This is a genomic window from Pseudomonas sp. PvP089, from assembly GCF_017875165.1.
Classification (GTDB): Bacteria; Pseudomonadota; Gammaproteobacteria; order Pseudomonadales; family Pseudomonadaceae; genus Aquipseudomonas; species Aquipseudomonas fortuita.
In genome coordinates this window covers 3,051,451-3,070,878 of the sequence record NZ_JAGGME010000001.1, presented here as the reverse complement: position 1 = coordinate 3,070,878, position 19,428 = coordinate 3,051,451, and the positions used below count along the sequence as shown (strand labels likewise).

The 19,428-nt window shown below is 63.2% G+C and carries 12 protein-coding genes; 2 read left to right on the top strand and 10 right to left on the bottom strand.

The genetic code is table 11. The features are described 5' to 3' along the window. Positions 1-61: 61 nt before the first annotated feature. A complete protein-coding gene (gene pgm / locus J3A71_RS14095) occupies positions 62-1,699 on the bottom strand; it encodes a phosphoglucomutase (alpha-D-glucose-1,6-bisphosphate-dependent) (protein WP_096426173.1) in 1,638 nt (545 codons plus the stop codon). A 182-nt stretch (positions 1,700-1,881) separates the two neighbouring features. Between pgm and J3A71_RS14090 the strand changes: the two genes are divergently transcribed. Next, on the top strand, positions 1,882-2,529 hold the full coding sequence (locus J3A71_RS14090) for a DUF1345 domain-containing protein (protein ID WP_016487447.1): 648 nt from the start codon (positions 1,882-1,884) through the stop codon (positions 2,527-2,529). Between the two features lie 273 nt (positions 2,530-2,802). Continuing rightward, on the top strand, positions 2,803-3,063 hold the full coding sequence (locus J3A71_RS14085; RefSeq protein ID WP_016487448.1) for a DUF1652 domain-containing protein: 261 nt from the start codon (positions 2,803-2,805) through the stop codon (positions 3,061-3,063). Here the strand turns inward: J3A71_RS14085 and J3A71_RS14080 are convergent. The 9 genes from J3A71_RS14080 to J3A71_RS14040 form a co-directional block, all read right to left on the bottom strand. Continuing rightward, complete coding sequence (locus J3A71_RS14080) at positions 3,060-5,147, bottom strand: EAL domain-containing protein (RefSeq protein ID WP_016487449.1); 2,088 nt, start codon at positions 5,145-5,147, stop codon at positions 3,060-3,062. The two genes, J3A71_RS14085 and J3A71_RS14080, sit on opposite strands and share 4 nt — an antisense overlap. 302 nt (positions 5,148-5,449) lie before the next feature. Then, positions 5,450-6,940, bottom strand: a complete 1,491-nt coding sequence (locus J3A71_RS14075) for an efflux transporter outer membrane subunit (protein ID WP_016487450.1) — start codon at positions 6,938-6,940, stop codon at positions 5,450-5,452. Next, positions 6,937-10,044 (bottom strand): efflux RND transporter permease subunit, encoded by a 3,108-nt coding sequence (locus tag J3A71_RS14070; RefSeq protein ID WP_096426174.1) that lies wholly within the window; start codon positions 10,042-10,044, stop codon positions 6,937-6,939. The genes J3A71_RS14075 and J3A71_RS14070 overlap by 4 nt, the downstream gene beginning before the upstream one ends. Then, a complete protein-coding gene (locus tag J3A71_RS14065; protein WP_209952975.1) occupies positions 10,041-13,139 on the bottom strand; it encodes an MdtB/MuxB family multidrug efflux RND transporter permease subunit in 3,099 nt (1,032 codons plus the stop codon). Before J3A71_RS14065 ends, J3A71_RS14070 begins: the two co-directional genes overlap by 4 nt. After that, the gene (locus J3A71_RS14060; protein WP_096426175.1) at positions 13,136-14,446 is read right to left on the bottom strand and encodes an MdtA/MuxA family multidrug efflux RND transporter periplasmic adaptor subunit; all 1,311 of its coding nucleotides are present in this window, start codon (positions 14,444-14,446) and stop codon (positions 13,136-13,138) included. Before J3A71_RS14060 ends, J3A71_RS14065 begins: the two co-directional genes overlap by 4 nt. 279 nt (positions 14,447-14,725) lie before the next feature. Further along, entirely contained in the window at positions 14,726-15,226 is a 501-nt protein-coding gene (gene tpx / locus J3A71_RS14055; protein ID WP_016487454.1) for a thiol peroxidase, read from the bottom strand. Positions 15,227-15,393: 167 nt separating this feature from the next. Continuing rightward, positions 15,394-16,674 (bottom strand): serine/threonine transporter, encoded by a 1,281-nt coding sequence (locus J3A71_RS14050; protein ID WP_016487456.1) that lies wholly within the window; start codon positions 16,672-16,674, stop codon positions 15,394-15,396. A 242-nt stretch (positions 16,675-16,916) separates the two neighbouring features. Beyond that, positions 16,917-18,113 (bottom strand): amino acid aminotransferase, encoded by a 1,197-nt coding sequence (locus J3A71_RS14045; RefSeq protein ID WP_096426176.1) that lies wholly within the window; start codon positions 18,111-18,113, stop codon positions 16,917-16,919. A 160-nt stretch (positions 18,114-18,273) separates the two neighbouring features. Then, positions 18,274-19,299, bottom strand: a complete 1,026-nt coding sequence (locus tag J3A71_RS14040) for an Ldh family oxidoreductase (RefSeq protein WP_016487458.1) — start codon at positions 19,297-19,299, stop codon at positions 18,274-18,276. Between the last annotated feature and the right edge of the window lie 129 nt (positions 19,300-19,428).

The following is a 19,428-nucleotide window of genomic DNA, read 5'->3' as shown; positions in this document are numbered from 1 at the left end:
GGCGTAAACAGTATTAATTCTAATTTACGTTACGCCGCAGCACCAAGCGGTTTGTTACCTGTCAGGCAATCGCCGCATCCACCAACACCTGCGCTTCTTGTACCAGGCGCTGCAAGTGCGCCTCGTCGATGAAGCTTTCGGCGTAGATCTTGTAGATGTCCTCGGTGCCCGACGGCCGCGCGGCGAACCAGCCGTTGGCAGTCATCACCTTCAGCCCGCCAATCGCCTGGCCATTGCCTGGTGCGTGGCTGAGGATCTGCACGATTGGCTCACCGGCCAGTTCGGTCGATTTCACCTGCTCCGGCGCCAGCTTGCTCAGCAACGCCTTCTGCCGCGCATCGGCCTTGGCCTCGACACGGGTGGCGAACGGCTTGCCCAGCGCGTCAGTCAGGTCGGCATAGGCCTGGCTCGGGTTGCGATCGGTGCGGGCGGTCATCTCGGCGGCCAGCAAGGCCGGGATCAGCCCGTCCTTGTCGGTCGCCCAGACCGAACCATCACGGCGCAGGAACGACGCACCGGCACTCTCTTCGCCGCCAAAGCCAAGCGAGCCGTCAAACAACCCCTGGGCAAAGTACTTGAAGCCCACCGGCACTTCGTACAGCTCACGGCCCAGGCGCTGGGTGACGCGGTCGATCAGGCCGCTGGACACCACGGTCTTGCCCACGGCGGCGTCGGTGCGCCATTGCGGGCGGTGGCGGAACAGGTAGTCGATGGCCACGGCCAGGTAGTTGTTGGGCTGCAGCAGGCCGTCCGAGGTGACAATGCCGTGGCGGTCGTGGTCCGGATCGCAGGCAAACGCCACGTCGAAGCGCTCGCGCAGGCCGATCAGGCCCTGCATGGCGTACGGCGAGGAAGGGTCCATGCGGATCTGGCCGTCCCAGTCCACGGTCATGAAGCGGAAGGTGGGGTCCACTTCGGTGTTCACCACTTCCAGGTCCAGCTTGTAATGCTCGGCAATGGCCGACCAGTAGCGCACCCCTGCCCCGCCCAACGGGTCGACGCCCAGGCGCAGCTTGGCGCTGCGGATGACGTCGAAGTCGATCACATTTTCCAGGTCCGCCACATAGCTGCTCACGTAGTCGTGGCGCTGGGTAGTCGGCGCCTTCAGCGCCTGGGCATGGTCCATACGCTTGACGCCGGCCAGGTTCGCTGCCAGCAACTCGTTGGCCTTGGCCTCGACCCATTTGGTCACGTCGCTGTCGGCAGGGCCACCATTGGGCGGGTTGTACTTGAAGCCACCGCTTTGCGGCGGGTTGTGCGACGGGGTGATGACGATGCCGTCGGCCAGGCCCTGCTGGCGGCCACGGTTGTAGCAAAGAATGGCGTGGGATACGGCCGGGGTGGGCGTGTATTCGTCGTCCTTGGACAGCATCACCTGCACACCATTGGCTGCCAGCACTTCCAGCGCGCTGGCAGTGGCCGGCGCCGACAGTGCGTGGGTGTCGGCGCCGATGAACAGCGGCCCATCGATGCCCTTTTCCTGGCGGTACAGGCAGATGGCCTGGGTGATGGCCAGCACGTGGTATTCGTTGAAACTCAATTCAAGCGAAGTGCCCCGGTGCCCTGAGGTGCCGAAGGCCACTCGCTGGGCCGCCACGGCAGCGTCGGGGCGGCCGGTATAGTAGGCGGTGAGCAGTCGGGGAATATCGACCAGCACACTTGCCGGAGCCGGCTTGCCTGCCAAAGGACTGAGCGTCATGCAAAAACCTCGAGTTCAACGGATGTTGGTGTTGGAGCATGCAGTGTACTGAGAGTTGCAATGTCGCGCGACGGGCGACATCAAAGAATCAGCATGTGCACCGTGCCCTTGTAGGCGCGTGAAGCAGAGACAGCGCGTAAACGGTCTAGAGTAGTAGCCACCCCCCCAGTAAATGAGGCCCCATGGCTTTTCACCGCCTGACCCGAACCCACCCCCGCCTGAGCATCGCCGCCGCAGTCGGCCTTGTCGGCGCCTGGCTGATCCCCGCCGGTGACACCGTCCAGCACATCCTCGCCGGCTGGAACCTCGGCGTATGGCTGTACCTGCTGCTGGTGCTGTACCTCACCTGGGGCGCCAGCCCGGAAAAAGTCCGCAGGGTGGCCCGTGTCGAAGACGAAAACGCAGGCATGGTGCTGCTCACGGTGTGCATCGCTGCCATCGCCAGCCTCGCCGCGGTCACCCTGCAACTGGTGTCCAGCAAAGGCTTGCAGGGCACGGCACTGGCCCTGCACTACCTCTACACCGGCCTGACCGTGGCCGGCTCCTGGCTGCTGATCGGCTGTATTTTCAGCCTGCATTACGCCCGCCTGTTCTATACCGGACGCAACCATGAACCACCGTTACGTTTCGCCGACGGCGAGCGCAACCCGGATTATTGGGACTTTCACTACTTCTCGTTCACCATCAGCGTGGCCGTGCAAACCTCCGACGTAGGCGTTGCCGGCAGGCAACTGCGCAGGGTGGTGCTGGCACATTCGCTGGTGGGTTTCGTGTTCAATACGGCGATCCTAGGGTTCACCATCAACATCGCGGCCGGGCTGCTGGGGTGAGCCTGCCGCTCGTCCGAAAAGTGTTTCGCCGATACCCCGTGAAAACGTACGGCTTGACGCGGATAACCGCTGCTATCGCGCGATGTAAACGTTTGCCTGAACGCAGCTGGCTCATGGGCATGCTCCCACGGATGTGAGCCAGGTCATGGATTGCTACATTTGTCATGTTTGCAGCCGAGAATCACCCGTAGCAACTGCTATGTTTACATTCCCGGCAGCCACATGGGTGTGGCTGGCTGCTCACCACGTCCAGGCACGGACAAGGAGGCTGGCATGAACAAAATGACGTTCCCCAACGCCTGCCAGGTGATGCGCTGGCACTTTCATCCATTGGGCTTCGAAGCCAACATGGATGCGCCCCGCAGCATGGTCGCGCGGCTGTTCGACCGCACCACCGGCGAAACCCTGATGGCCATCGCCGGCATCCCGTGTGCCGCAATCATGGCCGCAGCCGATGTGGAGCGCATCATCGAAGCCGTCGAAGCGGAAATGGACGCGTTCATACCCGCCCTCTCCTTGCGCAGCGCTGGCTAACCTGCGGCGCTCTTGTCCTGGTGCAACGCCTGCAACTTGGCCATGAACTGCTCGGCCGGTACCGGCTGCCCTAGCAGATAACCTTGCAGCGAATCACAACCCAGACGGGTCAGGAAGTCCTGCTGCCTGTCGGTTTCCACCCCTTCGGCAACGATGCGCAGGCCCAGCGCCTGGCCCAACGCGACGATTGCCGAGACAATCGCTGCATCGTCACTGTCCTGCTCCAGGTCTCGCACAAAGCCACGGTCGATCTTCAACTCGTTGGCCGGCAGGCGCTTGAGGTACATCAGGCTGGAGTAGCCGGTGCCAAAATCATCGATGGACAGGTCCACGCCCATGTCAGACAGGCGTTGCAGCACGGTCAGGCTGGCATCGGCATCGTGCATGGCGGTGGTCTCGGTAATTTCCAGGGTCAGGCAATTGGCCGGCAGGCCGTTCTCCCGCAGGGCCCGGGCCACACTCTCGACCAACCCTGCATGGCAGAACTGGATGGCCGACAGGTTCACCGCCATGCGCCAGCCCGCGTGCCCCTGGTCCAGCCAATGGCGCATCTGCCGGCAGGCTTCGTCAAGCACCCATTCACCGATCGGGATGATTAGGCCGGTCTTTTCTGCCAAGCCGATGAAGCGGTCGGGCAGCAACAGACCGTGCTGCGGGTGTTCCCAGCGCAACAAAGCCTCGGCACCAATCGGCAGGCAGGCCTGGGCGTCGAACTTGGGCTGGTAATGCAACCGGAACTGGCGTTGTTCCAGCGCCTGACGCAGGTCCTGCAGCAGTTGAAGTTGCTGACGTGCATTGCTGTTCATCGACGCGTCAAAGAAGCTGTAGCCGTTCTTGCCGGCGCTTTTGGCGTGGTACATGGCGGCATCGGCATTGCGCAACAGTTCGTGTTGGTCCTGGCCATTGCCGGGGTACAGGACGATGCCCAGGCTCGCCGACAGTTGCAGGTCGTGCTCGGCCACGCGAAATGGCCGCGACACCAGATTCACCTGCTTGACCGCCACGTCCATGGCATCGTCAGGCTCGTGCAGCTCTACCAGCAGCACGAATTCGTCTCCGCCGATGCGCGCCAGGGTGTCCTGGCTGTGCAGGTGGCCGCGCAGGCGTGCCGCTACGGCCTTGAGCAGCAGGTCACCTATATGGTGGCCAAAGGCATCGTTGACCGGCTTGAAACCGTCCAGGTCGATGAACATCAGGGCAAAACAGCCGCCCTGCTCCGCCACCTTGGCGATGGCTTGCTCGATGCGGTCGGCCAGCAGGGTACGGTTGGGCAGATCTGTAAGGGTGTCGTGCAGGGCCAGCTGGGTCAGTTCCTGGTTGGCCAGTGTCAGCGAACGGGCCAACTCGGCTGTGCGCGCCTCCAGGCGGGCATCCAGCACCGAGGTCAGCAAGGCCACCGCCAGCACCGCCAGGGTAGTGATCAGCACCAGATAGACGAGGCCGTCGCCCTGCAGCCCGCCGCCCAGCGCACCACAGAAGCTGCCTACGGGGAAATTCGCCGCCGCCATGCCGGTGTAATGCATGCCCACGATCGCAATGCCCATCACCACCGCCGCCAGACCACGGATCTGCCGCACATAAGGGGTGTGCCTGCGCAGACGGAAGGCGATCCACAACGCCGCCGCCGAGGCCCCCACGGCAATCAGCAGCGAGGCGCCGAACAATGTGGGGTCGTAATCGATGCCCGGTAGCATGCGCATCGCCGCCATGCCGGTGTAGTGCATGCAAGCGATACCGGCCCCCATGATCAGTGCGCCGAACCCCAGTTGCAGCCCCGGCAGGCTCGGCTGGCTCACCAGCCACAAGGCAAACCCCGAGGACAGCACGGCGATCAACAGCGAGAACGCGGTCAAGGCAAGGTCGTAACCCAGATCGATGGGCAGGCTGAACGCAAGCATGCCAATGAAGTGCATCGACCACACGCCGATGCCCATGGCCAGCCCGCCGCCGCCCATCCAAAGGTAGGCAGCCCGGCCCTTGGCGGTGGCGATGCGGCCAGTCAGGTCAAGGGCGGTATAGGACGCCAGAATCGCCACGCACAGCGAAATCAACACCAGTGAAGAGGAGTAGCTACCGGTCAGCATTGGGAATTCCAGCGACGGGACAGGGGGCCCGGCAAAAGCTGACGATTGTACTCAAGCTTAAGCGAAACGCACGGGGTTTTTGCGAATGGGAATGGATCCAATAAGGCCCATGGCCATTGTGGGAGCGGGCTTGTCCCGCGAAGGGGTTTACGCGGTGCATGGCACCGGCTGTGCCGGTGTTCGCGGGGCAAGCCCGCTACCACAGAGGTTGCAAAACCAGGTGCGCACACAGAGATCGCCGGGGCCGCCTTGCGGCCCGATCCCGACACAAGGCCGCTCCTCCAAGGGCCTGTACGTGCCGGTCAGTCCTGCTCGGCGAACGCCTGCTCGGCATCCCAGCCGCCACCCAATGCGGCCACTAATTGCACACTGGCCACCAGGCGCCCTTGCAGCAGGTTCAACACGCTGCGCTCGTTGCTCAGTGCCGTGGTCTGCACGTTGACTACGTCCAGGTAGCCGATCAACCCGGCGCGGTACTGGTTCTCGGTCAGGCGCAGCGACTCGCGTGCGGCATCCAGCGCCTCTTGGCGCACCCCCGCTTCATCGCCGTACACCTTCAACTGCACCAGCAGGTTTTCCACTTCCTTGAAGCCGTCCAGCACCGTCTGACGATACTGGGCCACGGTCTGGTCATACACCGCCACCGTGCGGTCCACCTCGGCGCTGCGCTTGCCGGCGTCGAACAGGGTCAGCGCCAGCTGCGGGCCTACCGACCAGTACCGGTTGGGCAACTCGATCCAGTTGCTGAAACTGCTGCTGGAATAGCCACCACTCATGCTCAGGCTGAGGTCCGGGAAGTACGCCGCCCGCGACACCCCGATATTGGCGTTGGCCGCCATTACGTTGCGTTCGGCAGCAGCGATGTCCGGGCGACGCTCCAGCAGTTGCGACGGCAGCGAAACCGGAATTTGCGGCAATGCCGGAATGGCCTTGCTGTCGGCCAGAGCGAAGTCGGCCGGGGTCTTGCCCAGCAGCACAGCGATGGCGTTCTCGAACTGCGCACGCTGCCAGATCAGGTCGATCAGGTCAGCCTGGGTGCTTTTGAGCTGGGTGCGGGCCTGGGCCACGGCATCCGGCCCGGAGACACCAGCCCGGTACTGGTTTTCGGTCATTCGAAGCGAGCGCTCATAGGCTGCCACGGTGGCTTCCAGCAAGCGTTTCTGCTCATCGATAACCCGCAATTGCAGGTAGTTCTGCACCAGCTCTGATTGCTGGCTCAAGCGGATCGAGGCGAGGTCGGCAAAGCTGGCTTCGGCACTGGCCTCGTTGGCATTCATGGTTTCGCGCAGCTTGCCCCACAGGTCGATTTCCCAGCTGACACCGAGCTGGGCGTTGTAGGTATTGCGAATACCACTGCTGTTGTTGGAAAGGCTGGAACTGGAGCTGCCGGTACCTTGGGCGGAGCGGTTTTTGCTTGCGCTCAGGTCCAGGCTTGGGAACAACGCTGCACGGCTGCTGCGCACCAGCGCCTGGGCCTGGCGGTATTGCGCTTCCGATTGCGCCACGGTCTGGTTGCTGCGGTTAAGCTCTTCAACCAGCGCATTGAGCCCTGCATCGCCGTAGATTTCCCACCAGGCGCCGCGGGCGATGGCATCGGACGGCGTGGCCTGGGTCCAGCCTTCGGCGTGTTTGAACTGCGCCGCCGTGCTGTTCAGCTCGGGGCGGTGGTAGTCCGGGCTCAAGGTACAGGCACTGAGCAAGGCCACGCACAGCCCGGCGCCTAGCAGGCGCGAGCCTCGCCCTTTGGTCAACGCTTGCAGCGCACGGTGAAGTGGGGTCTGGGCGAAAGTCATAGCGGGGATTCCAGGGCGACGTCGGTGCGCACGCCGCGCCAACGGTTGAAACGGTGGCGCAGGCGGTCCAGGTACAAGTAGACCACCGGCGTCGTATAAAGGGTGAGGACCTGGCTGAAGACCAGGCCACCGATAATGGTCAGGCCCAGCGGCTGGCGCATTTCCGCGCCTTCCGCGTGGCTCAGCAGCAGCGGCAAGGCGCCAAGGATGGCTGCAAGGGTGGTCATCAGGATCGGTCGAAGGCGCAGCAGGCAGGCCCGACGGATCGACTCTTCCGGCGACAGACCTTGGTGACGCTCCAGCTGCAAGGCCAGGTCGATCATCAAGATGGCGTTCTTCTTCACCACACCGATCAGCAGGAACAGCCCCAGCAGCGAGATCAGGCTGAATTCGCCACCGGTGACATACAGCGTCAGCAAGGCACCGACGCCTGCCGAAGGCAGTGTCGACAGAATGGTCAGCGGGTGGATGTAGCTTTCATAAAGAATGCCCAGCACCAGGTACACCAGCAGCAGTGCGCCAAGGATCATGAAGGGCTGGCCCTGCTGGGTCTTGGCAAAGGCATCGGCCGTACCACCAAGCTTGGCGATCACCTCTTCGGGCAGGCCGAGCTTGGCCACTGCACGCTCCACCGCCGCCATGGCCTGGTCGGGGCTGTAGCCCTCGGCGACGTCGAAGGCGATGTCTTCCGAGGCGAACTGGCCTTCGTGGCTGACCCGGTCATTGGCCAGGCTGTTCTCGTAGCGGGCGATGGTCGACAACGGCACGCGGGCCCCGTCCGCGGTAATCACCTGCACTTGCTCGAGGGTGCTCGGGTCCCAGGCGTATTTCGGGTTGATTTCCAGCACCACCTGGTACTGGTTGAGGCTGTCGTAGATGGTGGAAATCTGCCGCTGGCTGTAGGCGTTGTTCAGTACCGTGGTCACCATGTCCATGTCGATGCCCAGGCGCTTGGCCTGGTCACGGTCGACCACCAGCGTCACCTGCTGGGTACCGGAGCCGTCACGCGCGTCGATGGCGGTCAGCTCCGGCAGTGCACGAAGCGCCGCAACCACCTTGGGGAACCACTGGCGCAAAGCCGCCAGGTCGCCGCTTTGCAGGGTATACAGGTACTGTGACGAGGTCTGGTCACGCCCGCCGCCACCCAGCTGCAGGTCCTGGTCGGCCATCAGGAACAGCCGACCACCGGGCACTTTGGGCATTTCCTTGCGCAGCCGCTCGATCACCTTCTGCGCATCGATCTTGCGCTCGCTGATCGGCTTGAGGCGCACCAACACCATGGCATTGTTGGTACCGCTGTTGCCACCGATGAAACCGGCCACACTCTGCACTGCCGGGTCAGCCAGCAAGGCGCGGCGGTAGATTTCCATCTTCGGCTGCATCACGGTGAACGACAGGCCGTCGTCACCGCGGATAAAGCCCATTAGCTGGCCGGTGTCCTGCTGTGGCATCAGGGTCTTGGGTATTACCACGTACAGGGCGATGTTGATACCAATGGTCGCCAGCAGGCTGAGCAGGGTCAGGCGCTTGTGGCGCAAGACCCAACCCAGGCTCCGGTCGTAGGCGTTGACCATGCGCTGGTGGACGTTGTCGCTCCAGCGCTGCAGGCGGGTCTGCTCGGCCTGGTGTGGTTTGAGCCAGCGGGCGCACAGCATTGGCGTGAGGGTCAGCGATACCACCAGCGACACGATGATCGCCGCCGCCAGTGTGATCGAGAACTCCTGGAACAGGTTGCGCACGATGCCGCCCATGAACAGGATGGAGACGAACACCGCCACCAGCGACACGTTCATCGACAGCAAGGTGAAGCCCACTTCCTTGGCCCCCAGGAAGGCCGCCTTCATCGGCGGCTGGCCGTCCTCGATGTGCCGCGAGATGTTCTCCAGCACCACGATGGCGTCGTCCACCACCAGGCCAGTGGCGAGGATCAACGCCATCAGCGACAGGTTGTTGAGCGAGAACCCGCACAGGTACATGACCGCGAAAGTGCCCACCAGCGATACGGGCACTGCCAGGCTGGGTATCAGTGAGGCGCGCAAGCTGCCGAGGAACAGGTACACCACCAGGATCACCAGCACCACAGCGATCAGCAGGGTGTGTTCGGCTTCCTTCAGGGTGGCCTTGATCACCGGCGAGCGGTCCATCGCCACGTTCAGTTGCACACTGGCCGGCAGCAACGACTGCAGGGCGGGCAACTGCGCCTTGATCTGGTCGACCGTCTCGATGATGTTGGCACCGCTCTGGCGGTTGACCACCAGCAACACCGCACTCTGGTCATTGAAGAAACCGCTGTTGTAGCGGTTCTCCACGCCATCGGTAATGCTCGCCACGTCGGACAGGCGCAGGATGGTGCCGTTCTGCTGGCGGATCACCACCGGCTCGTAATCCTTGGCGCTTTCCAGCTGGTCGTTGGCCCTCACCTGCCAGTTGCGCTCGGCATCCTCGACAAAGCCCATGGGCCGACGCTGGTTGGCGTTGGCCACGGCCGTGCGCACATCGTCCAGTGACACACCATACTGGTTGAGCAATTGCGGCTCGACGGCAATGCGCACCGCCGGCAGCGAACTGCCGCCGATCTGCACTTCCCCTACCCCCGATACCTGGGCCAGGCTCTGCGACAGGATGGTGTCGGCCAGGTCGTACAGCTGGCCTTTCTGCAGCACGTCCGACGTCAGCGACAGCACCATGATCGGTGCTTGCGACGGGTTGATCTTCTTGTAGGTGGGCATGCTGCGCATGCCGCTGGGCAACAGGTTGCGGGTGGCGTTGATCGCTGCCTGCACCTCGCGCGCCGCGCCGTCGATGTCGCGGCCCATCTCGAAACCGATGATGACCCGCGTGGAGCCCTGGTTGGAGCTGCTGGTCAAGGTGGTCACGCCGGCGATGCTGCCCAGCTTGCGCTCCAGTGGCGTGGCCACGGTGGAGGCCATGACCTCCGGGCTGGCGCCGGACAAATTGGCCGAAACCACGATTACCGGGAAGTCCATCTGCGGCAGCGGTGACACAGGCAACAGGCCGAAGCTGACCCCGCCCAGCAGCATGATCGCCAGGCTCAGCAGCATGGTCGCTACCGGGCGACGGATGAAAGGACCGGACAGGTTCATGCCTCGGCCTGCTTCACGTCTGTGCCCGGGCGCCAGCGGCGGGCCAGGCGGTCGAAATACAGGTAGATGACCGGGGTGGTGAACAGCGTCAGCACCTGGCTGACCAGCAACCCGCCGACCATGACCAGGCCCAGCGGCTGGCGCAGCTCGGCGCCGGAACCGGTGGCGAGCATCAGCGGCACCGCACCGAACAGCGCGGCCAGGGTGGTCATCAGGATCGGCCGGAAGCGCAGCAGCGCAGCCTGGTAAATCGCATCGCGCGGGCTCATGCCCTGGTGGCGCTCGGCCTCAAGGGCAAAGTCGATCATCATGATCGCGTTCTTCTTGACGATGCCGATGAGCAGAATGATGCCGATGATGGCGATCATGCCCAGGTCGTTGCCGCTGATGAGCAAGGCCAGCAAGGCCCCCACCGCCGCCGACGGCAGGGTCGAGAGGATGGTCACCGGGTGGATGTAGCTTTCGTACAGCACGCCCAGCACGATGTACATGGTCACCACCGCCGCCAGAATCAGCAGCAAGGTGCTCGACAGCGACGCCTGGAAGGCCTCCGCAGCCCCCTGGAAGCGGGTTTGCACCCCCAGCGGCATGCCGATGTCCTTCTGCACCTGCTCGATCACCTGCACGGCTTCACCTAGCGAGGCGCCATGGGCCAGGTTGAACGACAGGGTCACTGCAGGGAACTGGCCAATGTGGGAAATGGCCAGCTGGGCCTGACGCTGCTCGATGCGCGCCAGCGCCGACAGCCGCACCTGGCCGCCATCGGTGGCCTTGACGTGGATCGACTCCAGCGCCTGCGGGCCGATCACTGAAGCGTCCTTCGACTGCAGCACCACGCGGTACTGGCTGGCTTGGGTGTAGATGGTAGAAATCTGCCGCTGGCCGAAGGCGTCGTACAGGGCATTGGTGATCTGCGACACGCTGATGCCCAAGCGGCTGGCCATATCGCGGTCAATCACCAGGTACACCTGCAGGCCCTTGTCCTGGAGGTCACTGGCGACGTCGGCCAGCTCCGCGCGTTGCTGCAGCGCCTGCACCAGCTTGCCGCTCCATTGCGCCAGCAGGTCGGCGTCCGGCGATGACAGGCTGAACTGGTACTGGGTTCGGCTGACCCGGTCATCGATGCTCAGGTCCTGCACCGGCTGCATGAACAGGCGGATGCCCACCAGCCGGTCAAGTTGCGGCTGCAAGCGGCTGATCACTTCGCTGGCGGTGGCGTCGCGCTCGCCGTGAGGCTTGAGGTTGATCAGCAGGCGGCCGCTGTTGAGGGTGGCGTTGTCGCCATCGACGCCGATGTAGGACGACAGGCTTTGCACGGCAGGGTCCTGCAGGATCACCTTGCTCAGGGCCTGCTGACGCTCGCTCATGGCGGCGAACGAGGTAGACTGCGGTGCTTCGGAGATACCCTGGATCACGCCGGTGTCCTGCACCGGGAAGAAGCCCTTCGGCACTACCATGTACAGGAACACGGTCAGCACCAGGCTGGCCACCGCCACCAACAAGGTCAGCGGCTGGTGCTTGAGTACCCACTGCAGGGCGTTGCCGTAGTGTTTGATCAGCCAGTCGATCCAGGCGCCGCTGGCGCGGTAGAAGCGGCCTTGTTCCTCTTCCTTGGGCTCACGCTTGAGCAGGCGTGCGCACATCATGGGCGTCAGGGTCAGCGACACCACCAGGGAAATCAGGATGGCCACTGCCAGGGTGATGGCGAACTCGCGGAACAGGCGGCCGACCACGTCAGCCATGAACAGCAGCGGGATCAGTACCGCAATCAGTGAGAAGGTGAGCGAGATCAGGGTAAAGCCGATCTGCCGGGCGCCCTTGAGCGCCGCCTGCATGGGCGTCTCGCCCTCCTCGATGTGCCGGGAGATGTTCTCCAGCATGACAATGGCGTCGTCGACCACAAAGCCGGTGGCAATGGTCAGGGCCATCAGCGTCAGGTTGTTCACCGAGAAACCGGCCAGGTACATCACGCCGAAGGTGCCGATCAGTGACAGTGGCACGGCAATCGACGGAATAAGGGTAGCGCTGAAACGGCGCAGGAAGACGAAGGTAACCATCACCACCAGGACAATGGCAATCAGCAGTTCATGCTGTACGTCCTTGACCGCGGCGCGGATGGTCTGGGTGCGGTCAGTCAGCACCGACACATCGAGGCCGGCCGGCAGGTTGTCGGTGATCGACGGCAACAGTTCCTTGATACGGTCGACCACTTCAATGACGTTGGCGCCAGGCTGGCGCTGGATGTTCAGCAGCACCGCATGGTTTTCGTTGGCCCAGGCGGCCAGCCGCTCGTTTTCGGCGCCATCGACAATTTCCGCCACATCCTTCAGACGCAGTGGGGCACCGTTGTTGTAAGCCAGGATCAGGTTGGCGTATTCCTCGGGGGAACGCAGCTGGTCATTGGCATCGAGCATCGACACCCGGGTGGGGCCATCGAAATTGCCCTTGGGCTGGTTCACGTTCGAGGCGCCGATCAGCGTGCGCACGTCATCCAGGTTCAGGCCGTTGGCCGCCAGGGCGTCGACGTTGACCTTGATGCGTACCGCCTGACGCTGGCCGCCGGCAATGCTGACCATGCCTACGCCGCTGATCTGTGCAAGCTTTTGTGCCACGCGCGTATCGACCAGGTCATTGAGTTTGGGCAGCGGCATGGTCTTGGACGAAATGGCCAAGGTCAGCACCGGGGTGTCAGCCGGGTTGACCTTGTTGTACACCGGCGGCGCAGGCAGGTCGCTGGGCAGCAGATTGCTGGCAGCGTTGATCGCAGCCTGCACCTGTTGCTCGGCAACGTCCATGTTCATGTCGAGGTTGAAGCGCAGGGTAAGCACCGATGCACCACCGGAACTGGTCGAAGCCATTTGCTCCAGGCCGGGCATCTGGCCGAACTGGCGCTCCAGGGGTGCGGTGACGGCGCTGGTCATGACCTGCGGACTGGCGCCGGGGTACAGGGTCATGACGCGGATGGTCGGGTAATCCACCTGCGGCAAAGCGGAGACCGGCAGCAGCTTGTAGGCGATCAGGCCGGCCAGGACAATGGCCAGCATGCTCAGCGTGGTGGCGACCGGCCGCAGGATGAACAGACGCGAGAGGTTCATGCGCCCGCCTTGCCTGCTGCTTTGCCTGGCTGAGCTTCACCGGTGTGCGCCGCGCCCTTGGTGTCCTGCCCTTGGAGATGCTGGCCCGGGGTGGTCGGCACTTGCGAGCTGTCTTCGACCACTTCCACTTTGGTGCCTTCACGCAGGCGGTCGGTGCCTTCCAGCACCAGACGGTCGCCGGCCTTCAGGCCTTCGAGGATGACGCTGTTCTCTCCATCGCTGGCGCCGACCTTGAGCTTGCGAACATTCACAGTGTTTTCGGCGTTGACCACATAGGCAAACGTGCCGTCATTGCCAAACTGGATGGCCGCTGCCGGGGCCAACACCACCTGCTTGAGGGTATCGGCCAGCAGGCGCACGTTGACGAACTGATTGGGGAACAGGGCCAGGTCCTTGTTCTCGAAGCGCCCCTTGAACTTGAGGGTACCGGTGGTGGTGTCGATCTGGTTGTCGATACTGCCCAGCACGCCGGTGGACTGCAACTTGCTGTCACTGCGGTCCCAGGCCTCGACCGGCAGGCTGGCGCCGCTGCGGTAGCGTTCCAGCACGGTGCTCAGCTCGGTCTCCGGCAGGGTGAAGGCGACATTGATCGGCTCGGTCTGGGTAATCACCACCAATGCAGCGGTGTCGTTGGCCGCAACGAGGTTGCCCAGGTCGAGCTGGCGCAGGCCCACGCGGCCGTTGATCGGGGCACGGATCTGGGTGAAGTCGAGGTTCAGGCGAGCGTCGTTGACCTGTGCCTGGTTGGTCTTGACCAGCCCCTGGAATTGCGCCACCTGCGCTTCGGCGGTGTCGAGGGTTTGCTTGGCAATACTGTCTTCGGCGTACAGGCCTTTGTAGCGGGCTACATCCACCTGGGCGTTTTTCAGCTGCGCCTGGTTTTGCGCCAGCGTACCTTCGGCCTGCTGCAGGGCGATGCGGTACGAGCGCGGGTCGATTTCGGCGAGCAGGTCGCCGGCCTTGACCTGCTGGCCTTCCTTGAAGTGGATCTTCACCAGTTCGCCAGCCACGCGGCTGCGCACATTCACCGTATTGGTGGCGGTGACGGTGCCCAGGGCTTTGTAATACAGGGGGAAGTCGCCTACGCGTACCGGTTCGACGCGTACCGGCACCGCTTCGCTGGAGCCGCCGAACCCTGGGCGGCCACCCATCATGCCCATGCCCTTGCCACCGCGCCCGCCGCCGACGGCTTCTTTATGCGCAGGCGTTGCTGCAGGCCACAGCCACCAGGCCAGTGCAGCCACCAGCAGCAGGATCAGCAGGCCGACGAGCCAGCGACGGGGGGAACGGGAATTGGACACTTGCATGGGTTGAACGAACCTTGTTCGGAATGGCGGCTTGGGGAGGATGAACGATAAGCAATGGTATCGTTTTAGCAAAGGGCCTTTACCAGAGGTTTACCTTTGGCTGACGTTGCCAAGACGCTGAACTTTAAATGAAAACGGCCCGGAAAGCGTTCCGGGCCGTTACAGGGTGTTGCTTGGAGGAGTGGCGGGCTGAAAGGTTTCGGTTGCCTGGGCTGGCCCTTTCGCGGGTTCACCCGCGAAGAGGCCACCACAGGACTCAGCCGCCCTGCCCCGCAACCCTTACTTCAGTACTGCCAGCGCTGCATCGTAGTTCGGCTCGTCAGCGATTTCGCCAACCAGTTCGCTGTGCAGCACGTTGTCGTTTTCATCCAGCACCACCACGGCGCGGGCAGCCAGGCCGGCCAGCGGGCCGTCGGCAATGGCGACGCCGTAGTTCTCGAGGAACTCGCGGCCACGCAGGGTCGACAGGTTCTTAACATTTTCCAGGCCTTCGGCACCGCAGAAACGCGCCTGGGCGAACGGCAGGTCGGCGGAGATGCACAGCACCACGGTGTTGGCCACATCATTGGCCTGAGCGTTGAACTTGCGCACGGAGGTGGCGCAGGTTGGGGTGTCGACGCTCGGGAAGATGTTCAGCACTTTGCGCTTGCCGGCGTAGTCCTTCAGCGACTTGTCAGCCAGGCCTTCACCGACCAGGGAGAATGCCGGAGCCTGGGCGCCGATTTTCGGCAGTTCGCCGTTGACTTGAACCGGGCCGCCTTTGAGAGTCACTTGAGCCATGACGAAATCCTTATGCTGGGTTTGAAAAGGACAGTGAGTTAAGCATGAAGGCGGCCGGGTGCCTATGGGGGCAGGTGAAATTGTTCTATTGCCGGACAATTTTTGTGGACAAAAAAATGCCCAGGTTACGACAAGCGACCTGGGCATTCTTTATCTAAAGCAGTGAATCAGCCCAGCAGGCCGTATACCACCGAGGTCAGCGCAACCAGGCCGACCACTACAACGAACACGTTGGAGGCTGCACCGCTGTATTTGCGCATCGACGGTACACGGCGGATGGCGTACATCGGCATCAGGAACAGCAGCACCGCGAGGATCGGGCCGCCGAGCGATTCGATCATGCCGAGGATGCTCGGGTTGAGGGTGGCAACGATCCAGCACACCACCAGCATCAACGCGGCCACTACGCGGTCCAGTGCCTTGGCGCCCGGCCGCGCGCCGGTCTTGGTGATAATGCCCTTCAGGCCCTCGCTGGCACCGATGTAATGGCCCAGGAACGACTTGGCGATGGCCACGAAGGCGATCAGCGGCGCAGCGAACGCGATGGTCGGGTTGCTGAAGTGGTTGGCCAGGTACGACAGAATCGACAGGTTCTGTGCCTTGGCTTCGGCCAGCTGGGCGCTGCTCAGGGTGAGCACGCAACTGAACACGAAGAACAGCACCATCACCACCATCAGCAGGTGGGCACGGCGCAGGATCTGGCCGCTACGCTCGTCGGCATGCTCGCCGTAGCGGCGCTTCTGGTCGACCGCGAAGGCCGAAATGATCGGCGAGTGGTTGAACGAAAACACCATTACCGGAATGGCCAGCCACAGGGTGTGCAGGAAGGCCGAGGCCGGCGGCACCTGGGTGGCGCTGTCGAGGATGCCACCGGTCCAGTGCGGTACCAGGTACAGGCCCAGCAGCGCCAGGGCGACGATGAACGGGTACACCAGCAGGCTCATGACCTTGACCGTGGCCTGCTCGCCACAGCGCACGATGGCCAACAGGCCGAGGATCAGCACAAACGACAGGATGGCCCGCGGTGGCGGCGCCATGTGCAGCTGGTGCTCCATGAAGCTGGACACGGTGTTGGTCAGCGCCACGCTGTAGATAAGCAGGATGGGGAAGATCGCAAAGAAGTACAGCACGGTGATCGCGGCACCGGCGTTGCTGCCGAAGTGCTCTTTGACCACTTCGGTGATGTCGCCACCATTGCGCCCGGAGAGCACGAAGCGGGTCAACCCGCGGTGGGCGAAGTAGGTCATTGGGAAGGCCAGTACAGCCAGGATCAGCAGCGGCCAGAAACCGCCAAGGCCGGCGTTGATCGGCAGGAACAGGGTTCCGGCGCCAATGGCTGTGCCGAACAGGCCCAGCATCCAGGTGGTGTCGTGACGCGCCCAGCTGCCGAGGGTGGCGGGGGTCGATTCTACAAAGCGTTGTTCAACGCTTGGGGCCTGCTCATTCATTCCGGGTGAAGCTCCACTCGCAAGACTGTAACAGGCTGAGAATGGCGAAACAGTGCCTTCGCCCAACTCAACCGGAAAAGAGGGGCGCGATTGTGCACCGAAAGGTTGCACTTGCGAAGCCCTTTTCCGAGGGGCGGTTGCACTTGTCTTTACAAGCAGGCTACACCGGTGGGTAAAGAAGATAATTGAGGGAGCGGCAAGGCCGCTCCCACAGGCAGGGCCGCGCAGGGCCCCTTGAGCGATTACTTCTGAACAGCAGCGAACGCTTCGGCAACCCGTTGCAGGTTGGCCGGGCGCAAGCCGGACATGCACACACGGCCGCTGTCGATCAGGTACACGCCGAACTCGTCACGCAGGCGACGCACTTGCTCGACGCTGAAGCCGGTGTAGCTGAACATGCCACGCTGGCGCAGGAAGAACTGGAAGTCCTGGCCTGGCAGCAACACGGCCAAGGCATCGACCAGCGCCTGACGCATGTCGAGGATACGCTTGCGCATCACTTCGACTTCATCGGCCCACTGGGCATTGAGCGCTGCATCGCTCAATACGCCTGCCACCAGCTGGGCGCCAAAATTGGGCGGGCTGGAGTAGTTGCGGCGCACGGTTGCCTTGAGCTGCCCAAGCACGCTTTGGGCCGTGGCGTCGTCGTCGCAGACCACCGACAGGCCACCTACCCGCTCGCCGTACAGCGAGAAGATTTTCGAGAATGAGTTGCTGACCAGGCACGGCACGCCGGCGCGGGCCATTTCGCGGATGGCGTAGGCGTCTTCCACCAGGCCTTCGGCAAAGCCCTGGTAGGCAATGTCGAGGAACGGGATCAGCTGGCGTGCCTTGACCACTTCGACCACGTGTTGCCACTGGTTTTGCGTAAGGTCGGCACCGGTGGGGTTGTGGCAGCAAGGGTGCAGCAATACCACGCTGTTGGCCGGCAGGGTCTGCAGGGTGGCCAGCATGCCGTCGAAGTCCACGCCACGGGAGGCCTGGTCGAAGTACGGGTAGGTGTGCACCTTGAAGCCGGCGCCTTCGAAGATGGCGCGGTGGTTGTCCCAGGTCGGGTTGCTGACCCAGACTTCGGACTGCGGGAAGTAGCGCTTGAGGAAGTCGGCACCGACTTTCAGGGCGCCGGAGCCACCCACAGTCTGTACGGTGGCCACGCGACCGCCGGCCACGGCCGGGTGATCGGCACCGAACAACAACGCCTGAATAGCCTGGCGGTAGCTGGCCAGGCCTTCCATTGGCAAGTAAAGGGACGCTTCATGGTCCTGGCCAGCAATGCGTTTTTCCACCGCATCCACAGCCGCCAGTTGCGGCACCACGCCGGCCTCATCGTAGTACAGGCCGATACTCAGGTTGACCTTGTCGGCGCGCGGGTCGGCCTTGAAGGTTTCCATCAGCGAGAGGATCGGGTCGCCGGCATAGGCATCGACATGTTTGAACACAGCGTGCAGCTCCTTGAATCAGGACAGTTCGAAAAGGCAGACCTGAGCATACCCGGAGTGTGTGCTCAGGAACATCCACTATTGTGCAAGGTTGTCTATGCAACATTGCATGGCCGGAGATTGGCGCTGACAGTGATGCCCTCATCGCCGGCAGGCCGGGTCAGGCAAGCAGCGCCTTCAGGCCCTGCAACTCCTGCTCGGTTACCGCCACCCCCTCCTCCTCGGCCACCTCGCGCTCACGATAGCGCCGCTCACCCGGCATGCGCGTCAGGCCCACCGCCTGCATCTGCTCCACCAGTTCGCGACTGCGCTGGGCAAAGCGCTCGCCCTCGCTCTTGCTAGGGTCGATGACGATGATCAGTTGCCCGGTCCAGGGTGTTTTCGCCCCCGGGTGCTCCGACCAGTCGAATTCCCAGGAGAAATTCCCCCCGGTCAGCGCCGCCGCCAGCAACTCGACCATCATCGACAGCGCCGAGCCCTTGTGCCCGCCAAACGGCAGCAACGCGCCGCCCTCCAGAATCGCCTTGGGCTCGGTGGTCGGTTCGCCATTGGCATCCACCCCCATGCCTTCGGGCAGTTGCTGGCCGGCACGCGCGGCAATCTGCACGTCGCCGTGGGCCATGGCGCTGGTGGCCATGTCGAAGACGATAGGGTCGTGTTCGGCACAAGGCGCTGCAAAAGCGATGGGGTTGGTACCAAACAGTGGCTTGCGCGCGCCATGCGGCACTACGCAGGTCATGCTGTTGACCACGCTCAGGGCCACCAGGCCCTCTTCGGCGAACGGTTCTACATCCGGCCACAACGCGGCAAAGTGGTGCGAATTGTGGATCGCCAGCACCGCAATGCCAGCGTTGCGCGCCTTGGCCACCAGTAGCTCACGGGCTGCCGCCAGTGCCGGCTGGGCAAAACCGCCAGCAGCATCGACACGCACGTAGCCGGCGGCCACGTCGCTGACCTTTGGGGTGGCATTGCCATCGACCCAACCACTGGTCAGGGTCGAAACATAGCCGGGGATGCGGAACACCCCATGGCTATGGGCGCCATCACGCTGGGCGCTGGCGCAGTTGTGGGCCAGCACCCGGGCCACGGCCTCGCTGCACCCATGGCGCTGGAAGATGGCCTGCAACAGGCTCTGGAGCTCGGTAAAAGGCACGCGCACGACGGTGCTGGTGGAAGGTGCGGACATCTGAAGCTCCTTGTTGGTATTGGAATGGCTACAGCGTTGCAACGACAAAAACTTTCCTGCATGTGACAGCAATCTGTCAAATGTTGACTTGATGACAGAAAACATTCATTTTCTTCCCAAGCCTTACCC

Excerpts from the sequence above, each read along its gene's own strand:
- J3A71_RS14085 (WP_016487448.1), top strand. The coding sequence starts at position 2,803 with ATGAACAAAATGACGTTCCCCAACGCCTGCCAGGTGATGCGCTGGCAC.
- J3A71_RS14040 (WP_016487458.1), bottom strand. The coding sequence starts at position 19,299 with ATGTCCGCACCTTCCACCAGCACCGTCGTGCGCGTGCCTTTTACCGAG.
- J3A71_RS14080 (WP_016487449.1), bottom strand. The coding sequence starts at position 5,147 with ATGCTGACCGGTAGCTACTCCTCTTCACTGGTGTTGATTTCGCTGTGC.
- J3A71_RS14090 (WP_016487447.1), top strand. The coding sequence starts at position 1,882 with ATGGCTTTTCACCGCCTGACCCGAACCCACCCCCGCCTGAGCATCGCC.
- J3A71_RS14065 (WP_209952975.1), bottom strand. The coding sequence starts at position 13,139 with ATGAACCTCTCGCGTCTGTTCATCCTGCGGCCGGTCGCCACCACGCTG.
- tpx (WP_016487454.1), bottom strand. The coding sequence starts at position 15,226 with ATGGCTCAAGTGACTCTCAAAGGCGGCCCGGTTCAAGTCAACGGCGAA.
- J3A71_RS14060 (WP_096426175.1), bottom strand. The coding sequence starts at position 14,446 with ATGCAAGTGTCCAATTCCCGTTCCCCCCGTCGCTGGCTCGTCGGCCTG.
- J3A71_RS14050 (WP_016487456.1), bottom strand. The coding sequence starts at position 16,674 with ATGAATGAGCAGGCCCCAAGCGTTGAACAACGCTTTGTAGAATCGACC.
- pgm (WP_096426173.1), bottom strand. The coding sequence starts at position 1,699 with ATGACGCTCAGTCCTTTGGCAGGCAAGCCGGCTCCGGCAAGTGTGCTG.
- J3A71_RS14070 (WP_096426174.1), bottom strand. The coding sequence starts at position 10,044 with ATGAACCTGTCCGGTCCTTTCATCCGTCGCCCGGTAGCGACCATGCTG.
- J3A71_RS14075 (WP_016487450.1), bottom strand. The coding sequence starts at position 6,940 with ATGACTTTCGCCCAGACCCCACTTCACCGTGCGCTGCAAGCGTTGACC.